Here is a 16114-nt window from a genome sequence, read left to right as displayed (position 1 = left end):
TGTTTTTTGGTTGCCCTCTCCCCTCCCCCCCCCTCCCCCCCCCCCCCCCCCCCCACCCCCCCCCCCCCCCCCCCCCCCACGGCCGGGCCGGGGAGGTTGACGCCCTCGAGGCTTTCGGGGGCTTCACATCAGCGGAGTCAGGAAGCGGCGGAGGACTTCCTCGTACTCGGCCGGGCCGGCGTTCCACATGGCGCCGTGCGGGGCGTTCCGGACGGTGTGCAGGGTGACCAGGTCCTGGCGGCTCCTGGCGAGGCGGCGCGAGGGGCCCCAGGGGGCGATCACGTCGTCGGGGCCGTGCAGCAGCAGGACCGGGACGGTGAGCCGGGCGGGGTCCGCGACCTCGCGGGTGCGGTCGCCGTGCAGGCTCGTGCGCCCCTGCGCGGCGCGGACCGCGAGGGGCAGGAGCGCGGCGGGCGTGCGCCGGGCCGAGGCCAAGGCGCGCAGCGTCGTCTCCCAGCTCAGCACGGGCGAGTCCAGCACCAGTCCGGAGATGCGGTCGCGCAGCGCGGAGCGCGCCGCGGCGTGCAGCGCCATGGTGGCGCCGGTGGACCAGCCGTACAGGATGACGTGCTCGGCCCCTTGGTCCACGACGAAGCGGATGGCCGCGTCCAGGTCGCGCCACTCGGTCTCGCCGAGGTGGTTCAGCCCGTCCTGCGGGCGGGGCGCGCCGAGGTCGCCGCGGTAGGCGAGGTCGAGGACCGGGAGGTGCCGGCGCTGCAGGAACGGCATGACGTTCATCGGGTGTTCGCGGGTCGTGCCCAGGCCGTGCACGGTGATCACCCAGGTGTCGCGGGCGCCGGGCACGAACCAGGCGGGCAGGGGGCCCAGCTCGCCTGGGATGTCGACGTCGACGTGTTCCAGGCCGAGGGCGGCGCTCGGGTCGCCCACGTGGAGGTTCGGGGTCAGCCACACCTTGTCGCCGGGTTTCAGGGTGCCGTGGGTGACGCGCTCCAGACGGCGTACGACGGTGTCCGCGGGGTGCGGGGCGGTGTCCAGGACGGGGCCGACGACGGCGTGGGAGCCGTCGCCGCCCAGCCCGTACGTGCCGGGGCGGAGCGAGGCCAGGCCGCGGGTCAGCGCGATCTGGCCCGCGGCCGTGGAGTGCACGGTGAGGCGGGGTTCGGAGGGCAGGGGCCGGCCCGGTGGTGCCTTCAGCGCGGCATCGCTGGCGAACCGGCCGGCGGCGACGGATGCCGCGCCGGCGGCAAGGGCAACGGTGACGGCGGCGGCCGTCGCTTTGACAGTGCGCACCGGTCCAGTCTCCCGGGGGAGCCCGCTCTCGGCCAGCGGGCGGGGGCTCGGCGTTTCCCGCCCGCCTCGGGAGCCGCGTTCCGCCCGCCGGGGCCGGGGGCGCTGTCCCGGCCTGGGGCCGGCCCGGCGGGGAGGGGCCCCCCGGGGCGGGGGTGGCTCGGCACCGCCGGGTACGTCCGCCTCGGCTGAGCGCCGTCGCGGCGGAAGATTCGTACCCCCGCCTCGGTACGGCGGCAACGCCCGCCGGGGCTGGTGGCTCGCCAGCGCGATGCGTCCGCCTCGGCCGAGCGCCGTCGCGGCGGGAGGAACACCCCGCCCGGGCGGGGCTCCCGGGGCGGGGGTGGCTCGGCACCGCCGGGTACGTCCGGCTCGGCCGAACGCCGTCGCGGCGGAAGATTCGCACCCCCGCCTCGGTACGGCGGCAACGCCCGCCGGGGCTGGGTGGCTCGCCAGCGCGATGCGTCCGCCTCGGCCGAACGCCGTCGCGGCGGGAGGAACACCCCGCCCCGGCAGGGCTCCCTGGGCGGGGGTGGCTCGGCACCGCCGGGTACGTCCGCCTCGGCCGAGCGCCGTCGCGGCGGAAGATTCGTACCCCCGCCTCGGTACGGCGGCAACGCCCGCCGGGGCTGGGTGGCTCGGCACCGCCGGGTACGTCCGGCTCGGCCGAACGCCGTCGCGGCGGAAGATTCGTACCCCCGCCTCGGTACGGCGGCAACGCCCGCCGGGGCTGGGTGGCTCGGCACCGCCGGGTACGTCCGCCTCGGCTGAGCGCCGTCGCGGCGGGAGGAACGCCCCGCCCGGGCGGGACTCCCGGGGCGGAGGGTGGCTCGGCACCGCCGGGTACGTCCGCCTCGGCCGAGCGCCGTCGCGGCGGGAGGAACGCCCCGCCCGGGCGGGGCTCCCTGGGCGGGGGTGGCTCGGCACCGCCGGGTACGTCCGGCCCGGCCGAACGCCGTCGCGGCGGGTTACTCCGGCTGGCCGTAGTGGGACAGGTGGGCCGTCGCCTCCGCGGCCTGTGCGGGGGTCAGGAGGGTGGGGGTGAGGCCGGGGACGGACGAGGCCGTCAGCCAGACGCGGCACATCCACTCCAGCTGGGCGGTGCGGTCGTAGGCCTGGGCGAGCGTGGTGCCGTAGGCGATCGTGCCGTGGTTCTGCAGGAGGCAGGCGGAGCGGTCGACGAGGGCCCGGAGCATGTACTCGGCCAGCCGCTCGGTGCCGTACGTCGCGTACGGGGCGACCCGGACCTGTCCGCCGAGCGTGCCGGACACGTAGTGGATCAGCGGCAGCTCGCGGACGAGCGTCGAGACGGCCGTCGCGTGGACGGCATGCGTGTGCACGACGGCACGCGCGTCGGTGGTGCGGTAGATCGCGAGGTGCATGGGCAGCTCGCTCGTCGGCAGCAGCGACCCGCGCACCTGGCGGCCGTCGAGGTCGACTCCGACGAGGTCGGCGGGTGTCAGCCGCTCGTACGGCACCCCCGTGGGCGTGACGAGCACGGTGTCCCCGACGCGCACCGAGACATTGCCCGACGTGCCGACGACCAGCCCGTCGGCCACCGCGCGGCGGGCCGTCGCGACGAGTTCGCGCCAGGCCTCCGCCAGCCGCTCCTCGGGGTCAGGCGCGTGCCGCTCCCCCGCGTCCCGGGGCCCTTCCCGTCCGGACCGGTCGTCCCGTGCGTCCCGCCGCTGCTCAGCCATGGCGCGATCCTCCCAGGGCGGGCGTCCTGTCCGGCGGCGAGGACGAGCGTCGTCGCCGCCCGAGTGACCAGAATCTCCTCGACGGGCCCCCGCGCGGGCTGCGACACCTCGCGCGGGGCCAGGGGGCCCAGGATTCCGCCTGCCGCGTGACGCCTTGGGTGCCGATTCCACACAAGCGGAGGGGCGCCACGCCGATCGGGTCACCACCTTGCCCGCCCCAGTTCATCTTCCGTTCACCCTGGTTGCCTACGTTCCAATTGCCACTGACGTCCAACAGAAGCCTGGGTAAATGGAACACATCACGCTTCTCCTCGGGATCGTGATCGTCACCGCTCTCGTGTTCGATTTCACGAACGGTTTCCACGACACTGCCAACGCGATGGCGACGACCATCTCGACCGGCGCTCTGAAGCCCAAGACGGCGGTGGCGATGTCCGCCGCGCTGAACCTCGTCGGCGCCTTCCTCTCCGTGGAGGTCGCCAAGACCATCTCCGGCGGCATCATCAACGAGGAGGGCATCCGTACGGAGGTCATCTTCGCGGCCCTCGTCGGCGCCATCCTGTGGAATCTGCTGACCTGGCTCCTGGGTCTGCCCTCCAGCTCCTCTCACGCACTCTTCGGCGGCCTCATCGGCGCCGCGGTCATGTCGGCCGGCTGGTCGTCGGTGAACGGCTCGACCGTCGTCACCAAGGTGCTCATCCCCGCGGTCGCCGCGCCGGTCGTCGCCGGACTGGCCGCGATGCTGGCCACGCGCCTGACGTACCGGATCGGCAACCGCGCCGACGAGAAGGCGACCGCCAAGGGGTACCGCGCAGGCCAGATCGCCTCCGCGGGCCTGGTGTCGCTTGCCCACGGCACGAACGACGCGCAGAAGACCATGGGCATCATCACCCTCGCCCTGGTCACCGGCGGTGTCCTCGCGCCGGGCTCCAACCCTCCCACCTGGGTCATCGTCGCGGCCGGCATGGCCATCGCGCTCGGTACCTACCTGGGCGGCTGGCGCATCATCCGCACCATGGGCAAGGGCCTCACCGACCTCGCGCCGCCGCAGGGCTTCGCCGCCCAGACCAGCGCCGCCACGGTCATCCTCGCCTCCTCGCACCTGGGCTTCTCGCTCTCCACCACGCAGTCCTGCTCCGGCGCCGTCATGGGCTCGGGCCTCGGCCGCAAGGGCGGGGTCGTCCGCTGGTCGACCGCGAGCCGCATGTTCATCGCGTGGGGCCTGACCCTGCCGGCCGCCGGCCTCGTCGGCGCCGGTGCCGAGTTCCTCACCCAGCAGGGCACCTGGGGCATCGTCACCACGGGCGTGCTGCTCGTGGCCGGCGCCGGTGTCATCTGGACGCTCTCGCGCCGCCAGCCGGTCACCATGGCCAACGTCAACGACGGCCAGGCCGAGCCCGCGGGCGTCGTGACCGCCGCGATCGCCGCGGTCACCCCGCCGCCGGCCGGCCCGGTCGCCACGGCCGACCTCGGTCTGACGGCCACCATCCCGGCCCCGGACGCCGGCACCACCACCGAGCCCACCCGCCCGGCCACGGTCTAAGGAACGAACAGCATGAACATCGACTGGGCAGCCCTCGGCTCCGTCTTCGGAGCCAGCCTCGTGGTCACCGTGGCCCTCGTCGGCCTCTTCACCCTCGGCATCGTCGGCCTCTCCAAGCGCGAGTCCGGGGCCACCCGGGGCGGTTCCGCCGCCCTCGCGGTGACCGGCGCGTACGCCTGCTTCGCCGCGTGCGCGGCGGCCGTGGCGTACGGCATCTACCTGATCGTCGCCTGACGACCGGGCTGAAACCCGACAAAAACCGAACAACGCGGCATCACTTCACGTGGGGTGCGGGACGGAACACCGTCCCGCACCCCACCTGCGTGTGGGGCTTCGCACACTCTCCCTTCGCAGGTCAACAGCAAGTTGACGGCTGTTCTGACCCCGTGGTGGACTGCCGGAGCCAACTACGGCGGCAGGAGAGGAAGCCGGTGCGAATCCGGCGCGGTCCCGCCACTGTCACCGGGGAAGAACGCCCCCGGGAGCCAGGAACTCTCACCGCCGGTCTCTTCGAACCAGGGCGCGGACACCCTGAGTGAGGACATATCGCCATGCGCGGCTGCCCGTTGCGGGTCCTGACGAGTACGAGGGTGCTGCCGCACCCCACGGCGGGCTGAGCCCGTGCGTGCCGATCGCGTCTTCGCGTACGGCGCCACCGCCGGCCTCCTCGGCGACCTGCTCCTCGGCGATCCCCGCCGCGGGCACCCGGTCGCCGCGTTCGGGCGGGCCGCGGGCGCCGTGGAACGGGTGCTGTGGCGCGACCACCGCGGATGGGGCGCGCTGCACACCGCGGTCTGCGCCGGTGGCGCCGCCGCTCTCGCGGCCCTCGCGAGCCGCCGTGTGCGCACCTCCCCCGCCGCCTCCGTCGCGCTGACCGCTGCCGCCACCTGGGCCGTCGTCGGGGGCACCTCCCTCGGCCGGGAGGCCGGGACCATCGGCGGTGCACTGGCCGCCGGCGACGTCGACGCCGCCCGCGAGCGGCTGCCCCACCTGTGCGGGCGGGATCCGCAGGCGCTGGACGCCGACGGGATCGCCCGGGCCGTGGTCGAGTCCGTCGCCGAGAACACCTCCGACGCCGTCGTGGGCGCCCTGGTCTGGGGCGCCGTCGGCGGCGTGCCCGGGCTCGTCGCCTTCCGGGCCGTGAACACGCTCGACGCGATGGTCGGGCACAGGTCCAGCAGGTACCGCCGCTACGGGTGGGCCTCCGCGCGGCTCGACGACGTCGCCGGCTGGCCGGGGGCCCGGCTGACCGCCGTACTCGCGGCCGTCGCGGGCGGTGATCCGCGCGGTGCCGTGCGCGCCTGGCGTGCCGACGCCGCCAGACACCCGAGCCCCAACGCCGGTCCCGTGGAGGCCTCCTTCGCGGGGGCGCTGGGCGTACGGCTGGGCGGGACCCTCTCGTACGGGGGGCGGGTCGAGCACCGGCCCGTGCTGAACGGCGCCGGGCGGGCCGTGGCCGTCGGCGACATCGAGCGGGCCGTACGGCTGTCCCGGCGGGTGAGCGGGCTCGCGCTGGGCGTGTGCGTCGCCGGGCGGCTGCTCACGCAGGGACTCACGAAGGGGCGTACCCGATGAGCGGCGGACTGCTGATCGCCGGCACCACCTCCGACGCCGGCAAGAGCGTGGTGACCGCCGGGATCTGCCGGTGGCTGGTGCGCCAGGGCGTGAAGGTGGCGCCCTTCAAGGCGCAGAACATGTCCCTCAACTCGTTCGTCACGCGCGAGGGGGCGGAGATCGGGCGGGCGCAGGCCATGCAGGCGCAGGCCGCCCGCGTGGAGCCGACCGCGCTGATGAACCCGGTGCTGCTCAAGCCTGGGAGCGACCGCAGCAGCCAGGTCGTGCTCATGGGGAAGCCGGTGGGCGAGATGAGTGCGCGCGGCTACCACGGGGGCCGCCAGGAGGCACTGCTCGGGACCGTGCTGGACTGCCTGGCTCGGTTGCGGGGCACGTATGACGCGGTGATCTGTGAAGGGGCAGGCAGTCCTGCCGAGATCAACCTGCGCCGTACCGACATCGTGAACATGGGCATCGCCCGCAACGCGCGGCTGCCCGTCCTCGTGGTCGGGGACATCGACCGCGGGGGCGTCTTCGCCTCGTTCTTCGGCACGGTCGCGCTGCTGAGCCGCGAGGACCAGGCGCTCGTCGCCGGGTTCCTGGTCAACAAGTTCCGCGGCGACGTGTCCCTGCTGGAGCCGGGGCTCGACATGCTGCGCGGTCTCACCGGCCGCCCCTCGTACGGCGTCCTGCCCTTCCGGCACGGCCTCGGCATCGACGAGGAGGACGGCCTGGGGGTCCCCCCGCGCGAGCGAAGCCGAGCGTGGGGGAGGGTCTCGCTGCGCGGGACCGTCCGGGAGTCCGTCGTGGCGCCGCCCGTCGGCGAGGACGTGCTGCGGGTCGCGGTCTGCGCGGTCCCGCTGATGTCCAACTTCACGGACGTCGACGCCCTCGCCGCGGAACCGGGCGTCGTGGTGCGGTTCGTGGACCGGGCGGAGGAACTGGCCGACGCCGACCTCGTCGTCGTACCGGGCACCCGGGGGACGGTGCGGGCCCTTCAGTGGCTGCGGGAGCGCGGCCTCGCGGACGCGATCGCCCGGCGGGCCGCCGAGGGGCGTCCGGTGCTCGGGATCTGCGGCGGCTTCCAGGCCCTCGGCGAGCACATCGAGGACGACGTCGAGTCGCGGGCGGGGCACGTCGACGGGCTCGGACTGCTGCCCGTGCGCGTGCGGTTCGCGCGGGAGAAGACCCTCACGCGGCCCGTGGGCGAGGCGCTCGGCGAGCACGTCGAGGGCTACGAGATCCACCACGGGGTCGCCGAGGTCACCGGCGGCGAACCCTTCCTGGACGGCTGCCGGGTCGGCGCCGTCTGGGGCACGCACTGGCACGGCTCGCTGGAGTCGGACGGGTTCCGGCGCGCCTTCCTGCGGGAGGTGGCGGCCGCCGCGGGCCGCCGCTTCGTGCCGGCCGCCGGCACGTCGTTCGCCACGCTGCGCGAGGAGCAACTGGACCTGCTCGGCGATCTGATCGAGGAACACGCGGACACGGACGCGCTGTGGCGGCTCATCGAGTCGGGCGCTCCGACAGGACTGCCTTTCATCCCACCGGGAGCACCCGCATGAGCACAGTGTTGTTGTTGTCCACCGCCGACACGGATCTGCTGGCGGCCCGGGCCTCCGGCGCCGCGTACCGGATCGGCAACCCGAACCGCGTCGACGTCGCCGGGGAACTGCCCGCGCTCGTCGCGGGCGCGGACGTCGCCGTCGTACGCCTGCTGGGCGGCAAGCGGGCCTGGGAGGACGGGCTCGCCGCGCTCAGGGCGTCGGGCGTGCCGACCGTGCTGCTCGGCGGGGAGGCGGTCCCCGACGCGGAGTTGATGGCGGAGTCGTCCGTGCCCGCCGGTGTCGTGGCGGAGGCGCTGCGCTACCTCGTCGAGGGCGGCCCGGAGAACCTGGCGGAACTCGCGCGTTTCCTCTCCGACACCGTGCTGCTGACCGGCGAGGGCTTCGAGGAGCCGCGGAAGACGGCCGAGTTCGGTGTGCACGGCGAGCGGGACCTGGCCGAGGGCCGCCCGACCGTCGGCGTGCTCTTCTACCGGGCCCACGAGCTGTCCGGCAACACGGCCTTCGTCGACACGCTGTGCGACGCGATCGAGGCGCGCGGCGCCAACGCCCTCCCGGTGTTCTGCGGTTCGCTGCGCGACGCGGACCCGGGGCTGTACGAGATCCTGGGGAAGGCCGACGCCCTGGTCGCCACCGTGCTCGCGGCGGGCGGCACGCACGCCTCCGAGGCCTCGGCCGGCGGGGACGAGGAGGCCTGGGACATCGGGGCGCTCGCCGACCTCGACATCCCCGTCCTGCAAGGGCTCTGCCTCACCTCCTCGCGCGCCGCCTGGGACGAGTCGGACGCCGCTCTCTCCCCCATGGACGCGGCGATGCAGGTCGCGATCCCGGAGTTCGACGGGCGCCTCATCACCGTGCCGTTCTCCTTCAAGGAGCAGGGCCCCGACGACGTCCCGGTGTACGTCGCCGACCCCGAGCGGGCCGCGCGGGTCGCCGGGATCGCCGTGCGCCACGCCCTGCTGAAGCACAAGCCGAACGCGGAGAAGAAGCTCGCGCTGGTCTTCACCGCCTACCCGACCAAGCACTCCCGGGTCGGCAACGCGGTCGGGCTCGACACCCCCGCCTCCGCCGTGCGGGTCCTCGACGCGCTGCGGGACGCCGGGTACGCCCTGACGGACTACCCGGACAACGGCGACGAGTTGATCCACCGGCTCATCGCCGCCGGCGGCCACGACGTCGAGTGGCTCACCGAGGAACAGCTGGCGTCCGCGCCCGCACGGGTGCCGCTCGCCGACTACCGGGCGTGGTTCGACACGCTCGATCCGGGGCTGCGCGACGGCATGCTGGAGGCTTGGGGCGAGCCGCCCGGCTCGCTGTACGTCGACGGGGACGACATCGTGCTGGCCTGCCTCCGGTTCGGGAACGTCGTCGTGATGATCCAGCCGCCGCGCGGCTTCGGCGAGAACCCGATCGCGATCTACCACGACCCCGACATGCCGCCGTCGCACCACTACATGGCGGCCTACCGGTGGCTGGAGAACTCCTTCGGCGCCGACGCGGTCGTGCACATGGGCAAGCACGGCACGATGGAGTGGCTGCCCGGCAAGGGGCTCGGGCTCAGCGGCGGCTGCGCCCCCGACGCCGTACTCGGCGAACTCCCCCTGGTCTACCCGTTCATCGTCAACGACCCCGGCGAGGGCACCCAGGCCAAGCGCCGCGGGCACGCCACGGTCGTCGACCACCTGGTGCCGCCGATGGCGCGTGCCGACACCTACGGCGACCTCGCCAAGCTGGAGCAGCTCCTCGACGAGTACGCCCTGGTGTCGGACCTGGACCCGACCAAGGCGCCCGCGGTGCGCGCCCAGATCTGGACGCTGGTCAAGGCGGCCGAGCTGCACCACGACCTGCACGTCGACGAACAGCCGGACGACGAGACGTTCGACGAGTTCGTGATGCACATCGACGGTTATCTGTGCGAGATCAAGGACGTGCAGATCCGCGACGGGCTGCACATCCTCGGCGGCGGGCCCCAGGCCGAGGCGCGGGTCAACCTCGTGCTGGCCGTGCTCCGCGCCTCGCAGGTGTGGGGCGGCCAGGCCAACGCCCTGCCGGGTCTGCGGGCGTCCCTCGCGGACCATTTCGGCCTGTCGGAGAAGGAGTTGCTGGCCGAGCCGGGTGCGCCGGTGAAGGTGCCGGCGGAGCTCACGGACCTCGTCGAGGGGCCCGCGCGGACCGGCGCCGACGCCGTCGACCTGCTGGAGCAGCTGTGCCGCCGGATCGCCGAGGGCATGGAGGAACGCGGCTGGGAGACGTCCGGGAGCGCCGCTCTCGTACGCGAGGTCCTCGGCGCCGACCTGCCCGAGGCGGTCGCGGTGGTGGAGTTCGCCTGCCGCGAGGTCGTGCCGCGGCTGGCCCGTACGACGGACGAGATCACGCACATCCTCAAGGCGCTGCGCGGCGGTTACGTCCCGGCGGGCCCGTCCGGCTCGCCGACCCGCGGCCTGGTGAACGTCCTGCCGACCGGCCGCAACTTCTACTCCGTCGACCCCAAGGCGATCCCCTCCCGGCTGTCCTGGGAGGTCGGGCAGGCACTCGCCGACTCGCTCGTGGCGCGCTACCTCCAGGACAACGGCGAGTACCCGACGTCCGTCGGCCTCACCGTCTGGGGCACGTCCGCGATGCGCACGCAGGGCGACGACATCGCGGAGATCCTCGCGCTGCTCGGCTGCCGTCCGGTGTGGGACGACGCGTCGCGCCGGGTGACCGGCTTCGAGATCGTGCCCCTGGCGGAACTGGGGCGCCCGCGCATCGACGTCACCGTCCGGATCTCCGGCTTCTTCCGGGACGCGTTCCCGCACGTGATCGCTCTCCTCGACGACGCGGTGCGGGCGGTGGCCGAGCTGGACGAGCCCGCCGACGCCAACTACGTGCGCAGGCACGCCGACGAGGACACCGCCGAGCACGGCGACCGGCGGCGCGCCACGGCCCGTGTCTTCGGCTCGAAGCCGGGCGCGTACGGTGCCGGGCTGCTGCCGCTCATCGACGCGCGCAACTGGCGCTCGGACGCGGACCTCGCCGAGGTGTACGCGGTGTGGGGCGGTTACGCGTACGGGCGCGAGCTCGACGGGCGGGCGGCGCGCGGCGACATGGAGACCGCGTTCCGGCGGATCGCCGTGGCCGCGAAGAACGTCGACACCCGCGAGCACGACCTCGTGGACGCCGACGACTACTTCCAGTACCACGGCGGCATGGTCGCCATGGTGCGCCATCTGACGGGCACCAGCCCCGAGGCGTACGTCGGCGACTCCGCCACCCCGGACCAGGTGAAGACGCGCACGCTCGGCGAGGAGACGCACCGGGTGTTCCGCGCCCGGGTGGTCAACCCGCGCTGGATGGCGGCGATGCGACGGCACGGCTACAAGGGCGCCTTCGAGATGGCGGCGACCGTGGACTACCTCTTCGGGTACGACGCGACGGCCGGCGTGGTCGACGACTGGATGTACGAGAAGCTCAGCGCGGAGTACGTCTTCGACGCGGAGAACCGCGACTTCATGAAGAAGTCCAACCCGTGGGCCCTGCGCGGGATCACGGAGCGGCTGCTCGAAGCGGCCGAGCGCGGCCTGTGGGCGGAACCGGACGCACAGACGCTGGAGCGGCTGCGCGCCACCTATCTGGAGCTCGAAGGCGATCTGGAGGGCGACGACCAGTGAGTACCCCGTTCCCGTTCACGGCCCTCGTCGGCCAGGACGACCTGCGGCTCGCGCTGCTGCTGAACGCCGTCTCACCGGCGGTCGGCGGCGTGCTGGTGCGCGGCGAGAAGGGCACCGCCAAATCGACCGCGGTCCGCGCTCTTTCGGCGCTGATGCCGAAGGTGGACGTCGTCGCGGGGTGCCGCTTCTCGTGTGCGCCGGCCGCGCCCGACCCGGCGTGCCCGGACGGGCCGCACGAGGTGGGGCCGGGGGTGTCCCGGCCGGCCCGCATGGTCGAGCTGCCCGTCGGTGCCTCCGAGGACCGGCTGGTGGGAGCGCTGGACATCGAGCGTGCCCTGGCCGAGGGCGTCAAGGCCTTCGAGCCCGGACTGCTGGCGGACGCGCACCGCGGGATCCTCTACGTCGACGAGGTCAACCTGCTGCACGACCACCTGGTGGACCTGCTGCTGGACGCGGCGGCGATGGGTGCCTCGTACGTGGAGCGCGAGGGCGTCTCGGTGCGGCACGCCGCCCGTTTCCTGCTCGTCGGCACCATGAACCCCGAAGAGGGCGAACTGCGGCCGCAGTTGCTGGACCGCTTCGGGCTGACCGTGGAGGTCGCGGCCTCCCGGGAGCCCGACCAGCGGGTGGAGGTCGTGCGCAGGCGGCTCGCGTACGACGACGACCCGGACGGGTTCGCGGCGCGGTGGGCGGACGAGGAGTCGGCGGTACGGGCCCGGATCGTGGCCGCCCGTGACCTGCTGCCGTCCGTGCGGCTCGGGGACGGCGCGCTGCGGCAGATCGCGGCTACCTGCGCGGCCTTCGAGGTCGACGGGATGCGGGCCGACATCGTCATGGCGCGGACGGCGACCGCGCTGGCCGCGTGGGCCGGCCGGACCGAGGTACTGGCGGAGGACGTGCGGCAGGCGGCCCTGCTGGCGCTGCCGCACCGGCGCCGGCGCAATCCGTTCGACGCGCCAGGGCTCGACGAGGACAAGCTCGACGAGACGCTGGAGGAGTTCGGCGGGCAGGACGGCACGGACGGGGACGACGACCCGGACCCGGACGGGCCCGGTGGCGGCGGGCAGCCCCCGCAGGGCGGTCCCGAGGGCGGTCCCGGGGACGGTCCCCAGGAGGGTCCGCAGGACGTGGCCGACAGCACGGAACCTGGCGGTGACGAGGCCGGGCGGCCTCAGGCGGGCGAGAGCGGGCAGCCGGGGCCGTCCGGTGCCGGTGAGCAGCAGCCCGTACGGGCCGGGGAACCGTTCCGCGCCAAGGCGCTGAGCGTGCCGGGGCTGGGCGAGGGCGCCGCCGGGCGGCGGTCCCGGGCGCGGACCGAGCACGGCAGGACCACCGGGTCACGGCAGCCGCGCGGGACGCTCACCAAGCTGCACCTGGCGGCGACCGTGCAGGCGGCGGCGCCGCACCAGCGGGCGCGCGGCCGGTCGGGACGCGGTCTGGTGATACGGCGGGACGATCTGCGCCAGGCCACCCGCGAGGGGCGCGAGGGCAACCTCGTCCTGTTCGTCGTGGACGCCTCCGGGTCGATGGCGGCGCGGCAGCGGATGAGCGCCGTGAAGGGTGCGGTGCTGTCGCTGCTGCTCGACGCCTACCAGCGCCGGGACAAGGTGGGGCTCGTGACGTTCCGCGGGTCGGCCGCCGACGTGGCGCTGCCGCCCACCTCCTCGGTGGACGCGGCGGCGGCGCGGCTGGAGTCGCTGCCCACGGGCGGGCGGACACCGCTGGCGGCGGGCCTGCTCAGGGCGCACGACGTGCTGCGGGTCGAGCGGCTGCGGGACGCGGCACGGCGGCCCCTGGTCGTCGTGGTCACGGACGGCCGGGCGACCGGCGGCCCGGAACCGGTGGCGCTCGCGGGCCGCGCGGCCCGGCTGTTCGCGGCCGACTCCGTCGCCTCTGTGGTCGTCGACTGCGAGACGGGGCCGGTGCGGCTCGGGCTCGCGAGGCAGCTCGCGGCCGAACTGGAGGGCACCGCGGTGACGCTGGACGAACTGCGGGCCGACTCGATCGCCGGCCTGGTCCGGGACGTGCAGGGAAGCAACAGGAGGGCCGCGTAATGCCGCAGGGACAGCCGAGCGCCGTACCGGACGACGGGCTGACGACACGTCAGCGGCGCAACCGTCCGCTGGTCGTGGTGCACACCGGGATCGGCAAGGGAAAGTCCACCGCCGCCTTCGGGCTCGCGCTGCGCGCCTGGAACCAGGGCTGGCCGATCGGGGTGTTCCAGTTCGTCAAGTCGGCGAAGTGGAAGGTCGGCGAGGAGAACGCGCTCCGGGTGCTCGGCGCCAGCGGCGAGGGCGGCACGGTCGACTGGCACAAGATGGGCGAGGGCTGGTCCTGGGTCCAGCGCGACGCGCAGCTGGACAACGAGGAGAAGGCCCGCGAGGGCTGGGAGCAGGTCAAGCGGGACCTGGCCGCCGAGACCTACCGGCTGTACGTCCTCGACGAGTTCGCCTACCCCATGCACTGGGGGTGGATCGACACCGACGAGGTCGTGTCCGTGCTGCGGGACCGGCCGGGGACGCAGCACGTCGTGATCACCGGGCGCAACGCTCCGGACAAGCTGGTGGACTTCGCCGACCTGGTGACCGACATGTCCAAGGTCAAGCATCCGATGGACACCGGGCAGAAGGGCCAGAGGGGCATCGAGTGGTGACGAGCGTCCCTCGGCTGGTCGTCGCCGCGCCCGCCTCGGGCAGCGGCAAGACCACCGTGGCCACGGGGCTGATGGCGGCCTTCGCCTCGCGGGGGCTCGCCGTGTCCCCGCACAAGGTGGGGCCCGACTACATCGATCCCGGGTACCACGCGCTCGCCACCGGGCGGGTGGGGCGCAATCTCGACGCGTACCTGTGCGGCGCCGAGCTGGTCGCGCCGCTCTTCGCGCACGGCGCGGGCGGGTGCGATCTCGCCGTCGTCGAGGGCGTGATGGGCCTGTACGACGGGGCGGCGGAGCAGGGCGAGCTGGCGTCCACCGCGCATGTCGCGAAGCTGCTGCGGGCGCCGGTGGTCCTGGTCGTCGACGCGTCGTCGCAGTCGCGGTCGGTGGCCGCGCTGGTGCACGGCTTCGCCTCCTGGGATCCCGAGGTGCGGGTGGCCGGGGTGATCCTCAACAAGGTGGGGTCCGACCGGCACGAGACGCTGCTGCGCGAGGCGCTCGACGCGTCCGGGGTGCCCGTGCTCGGGGTGCTGCGGCGGGCGCCGCAGATGGACACGCCGTCCCGGCATCTGGGGCTCGTGCCGGTCGCCGAGCGGCGGGACGGGGCGGTGGAGGCGGTCGCCGCGATGGCCTCGCAGGTGCGCCGGGGGTGTGACCTGGAGGCTCTGCTCGCGCTGGCGCGCAGTGCGCCCGCGTTGTCCGGTGCGGCCTGGGACGCGGGCGAGGTGCTGGCTTCCTCCGCCCCGGCGTCCCGTCCCGTCCCGCTGCCGGGCGCCGGGGCTCCCGGATCCCCGCTCCCACCTGGACGGCCGCGTCCCGAAGCGCCGGACGGGCCGGAACGATCCCGGCCGGGGCCGAGGAGAACGGTCGCCGTCGCCGGGGGGCCCGCCTTCACCTTCTCCTATGCCGAGCATGCCGAGTTGCTCACCGCGGCGGGGGCGGAGGTCATCACGTTCGACCCGTTGCGGGACGAACGGCTGCCCGAGGGCACCGGCGGGTTGGTGATCGGGGGCGGGTTTCCCGAGGTGTACGCGCCCGAACTGTCCGCCAACGAGTTGCTGCGCGAGGCCGTCGCGGAGCTGGCGCTCGGCGGGGCGCCGGTCGCCGCGGAGTGCGCAGGGCTGCTGTATCTGTCCCGTGAGCTGGACGGGCAGCCCATGTGCGGGGTGCTGGACGCCTCGGCCCGGATGGACGAGCGGCTCACCCTCGGCTACCGGGACGCCGTCGCCGTGTCCGACAGTGTGCTCGCCGAGGCGGGGACCCGGATGCGCGGGCACGAGTTCCACCGGACCGTCGTCGAACCGGGCGCCGGGGCGGCTCCCGCCTGGGGTGTGCGCGCTCCGGCACGGCGGGTCGAAGGTTTCGTACAGCAAGGTGTGCACGCGAGTTACCTGCACACGCACTGGGCGTCCACGCCCGGTGTCGCCCGTCGGTTCGTGGAGAGGTGCCTGACGTCATGAGCAGCAAGCTGATCGGGGTCGGGGTCGGCCCCGGCGACCCGGAACTGGTGACCGTCAAGGGTGTCAACGCGCTGCGGGCGGCGGAGGTCGTCGTCGTGCCCGTGCTGGACACGGGTGAGCGGGGGCGCGCCGAGGCGACGGTCCTGCACTACGTGCCCGAGGAGAAGGTCGTACGGGTCGTGTTCGCGCTCAACGAGCGGACCGACCGGGGGCGGCGCGAGGCGGCCTGGGACGCCGCGGGCGAGCGGGTCGCGGGGCTGCTGGAGCGGCACGGCACCGTCGCCTTCGCCACCATCGGCGACCCCAACGTGTACTCGACCTTCACCTATCTCGCCCAGACCATCGCCGGGGCGCTGCCGGGCACGGTGATCGAGACCGTGCCCGGCATCACCGCCATGCAGGATCTCGCCGCCCGCTCGGGTGCCGTCCTCACCGAGGGCACCGAGCCGCTGACCCTCGTCCCGGTGACCGCCGGCGCCGCCGTCCTCAAGGACGCGCTGCACGGGCCGGGCACGGTCGTCGCGTACAAGTTCGGTCGGCAGGCGCAGGAGGTCGCGGCGGCGCTGCGCGAGACCGGACGCCTCGACGACGCCGTGTGGGGGTCCGCCCTCGGGCTGCCCGAGGAGTCCGTGCGGCCGGCCGCCGAACTCGACGGCGGGGCGCTGCCCTACCTCTCCACGCTGATCGCGCCTCCCCGGCGCGACGGCGGACGGGGCGGGAAGCTGTGAGGCGCCGGGACCGGCA

The 16114-nt window shown here is 74.4% G+C and carries 11 protein-coding genes and 1 riboswitch; of the genes, 9 read left to right on the top strand and 2 right to left on the bottom strand.

The window, feature by feature from the left end:
* Positions 1-123: 123 nt before the first annotated feature.
* Both AC069T_RS22950 and AC069T_RS22945 read right to left on the bottom strand, forming a co-directional pair.
* Positions 124-1251, bottom strand: a complete 1128-nt coding sequence (locus tag AC069T_RS22950) for an alpha/beta hydrolase family protein (RefSeq protein WP_478784501.1) — start codon at positions 1249-1251, stop codon at positions 124-126.
* A gap of 965 nt (positions 1252-2216) precedes the next feature.
* Entirely contained in the window at positions 2217-2948 is a 732-nt protein-coding gene (locus tag AC069T_RS22945; RefSeq protein WP_478784500.1) for a class II aldolase/adducin family protein, read from the bottom strand.
* A 289-nt stretch (positions 2949-3237) separates the two neighbouring features.
* Here AC069T_RS22945 and AC069T_RS22940 point away from each other — a divergent pair, with 289 nt between their 5' ends.
* The 9 genes from AC069T_RS22940 (at position 3238) to cobI (ending at position 16098) form a co-directional block, all read left to right on the top strand.
* Entirely contained in the window at positions 3238-4491 is a 1254-nt protein-coding gene (locus tag AC069T_RS22940) for an inorganic phosphate transporter (protein WP_478784499.1), read from the top strand.
* A 12-nt stretch (positions 4492-4503) separates the two neighbouring features.
* The gene (locus AC069T_RS22935; protein WP_358855081.1) at positions 4504-4725 is read left to right on the top strand and encodes a hypothetical protein; all 222 of its coding nucleotides are present in this window, start codon (positions 4504-4506) and stop codon (positions 4723-4725) included.
* Between the two features lie 139 nt (positions 4726-4864).
* Positions 4865-5005, top strand: a riboswitch (cobalamin riboswitch).
* Positions 5006-5112: 107 nt separating this feature from the next.
* Complete coding sequence (locus AC069T_RS22930; protein WP_478784498.1) at positions 5113-6066, top strand: cobalamin biosynthesis protein; 954 nt, start codon at positions 5113-5115, stop codon at positions 6064-6066.
* The gene (locus AC069T_RS22925) at positions 6063-7607 is read left to right on the top strand and encodes a cobyric acid synthase (RefSeq protein ID WP_478784497.1); all 1545 of its coding nucleotides are present in this window, start codon (positions 6063-6065) and stop codon (positions 7605-7607) included. The genes AC069T_RS22930 and AC069T_RS22925 overlap by 4 nt, the downstream gene beginning before the upstream one ends.
* A complete protein-coding gene (gene cobN / locus AC069T_RS22920) occupies positions 7604-11257 on the top strand; it encodes a cobaltochelatase subunit CobN (protein ID WP_478784496.1) in 3654 nt (1217 codons plus the stop codon). Before AC069T_RS22925 ends, cobN begins: the two co-directional genes overlap by 4 nt.
* The gene (locus AC069T_RS22915) at positions 11254-13311 is read left to right on the top strand and encodes a putative cobaltochelatase (protein ID WP_478784495.1); all 2058 of its coding nucleotides are present in this window, start codon (positions 11254-11256) and stop codon (positions 13309-13311) included. Before cobN ends, AC069T_RS22915 begins: the two co-directional genes overlap by 4 nt.
* Positions 13311-13910: a cob(I)yrinic acid a,c-diamide adenosyltransferase gene (gene cobO, locus AC069T_RS22910; RefSeq protein ID WP_476754587.1), complete on the top strand. Its 600-nt coding sequence runs from the start codon at positions 13311-13313 to the stop codon at positions 13908-13910. Before AC069T_RS22915 ends, cobO begins: the two co-directional genes overlap by 1 nt.
* Positions 13904-15370, top strand: a complete 1467-nt coding sequence (locus tag AC069T_RS22905; RefSeq protein WP_478784494.1) for a cobyrinate a,c-diamide synthase — start codon at positions 13904-13906, stop codon at positions 15368-15370. Before cobO ends, AC069T_RS22905 begins: the two co-directional genes overlap by 7 nt.
* Positions 15367-16098 carry a precorrin-2 C(20)-methyltransferase gene (cobI, locus tag AC069T_RS22900; protein ID WP_478784493.1) on the top strand — a complete coding sequence of 244 codons (732 nt, stop codon included), beginning with the start codon at positions 15367-15369 and terminating at the stop codon, positions 16096-16098. Before AC069T_RS22905 ends, cobI begins: the two co-directional genes overlap by 4 nt.
* Positions 16099-16114: the final 16 nt, after the last annotated feature.

The organism is Streptomyces sp. NPDC043867, from assembly GCF_056435845.1.
This window is presented reverse-complemented; position numbering and strand designations above follow the sequence as displayed.

Excerpts from the sequence above, each read along its gene's own strand:
- AC069T_RS22925 (WP_478784497.1), top strand. The coding sequence starts at position 6,063 with ATGAGCGGCGGACTGCTGATCGCCGGCACCACCTCCGACGCCGGCAAG.
- cobN (WP_478784496.1), top strand. The coding sequence starts at position 7,604 with ATGAGCACAGTGTTGTTGTTGTCCACCGCCGACACGGATCTGCTGGCG.
- AC069T_RS22940 (WP_478784499.1), top strand. The coding sequence starts at position 3,238 with ATGGAACACATCACGCTTCTCCTCGGGATCGTGATCGTCACCGCTCTC.
- cobI (WP_478784493.1), top strand. The coding sequence starts at position 15,367 with ATGAGCAGCAAGCTGATCGGGGTCGGGGTCGGCCCCGGCGACCCGGAA.
- AC069T_RS22945 (WP_478784500.1), bottom strand. The coding sequence starts at position 2,948 with ATGGCTGAGCAGCGGCGGGACGCACGGGACGACCGGTCCGGACGGGAA.
- cobO (WP_476754587.1), top strand. The coding sequence starts at position 13,311 with ATGCCGCAGGGACAGCCGAGCGCCGTACCGGACGACGGGCTGACGACA.
- AC069T_RS22935 (WP_358855081.1), top strand. The coding sequence starts at position 4,504 with ATGAACATCGACTGGGCAGCCCTCGGCTCCGTCTTCGGAGCCAGCCTC.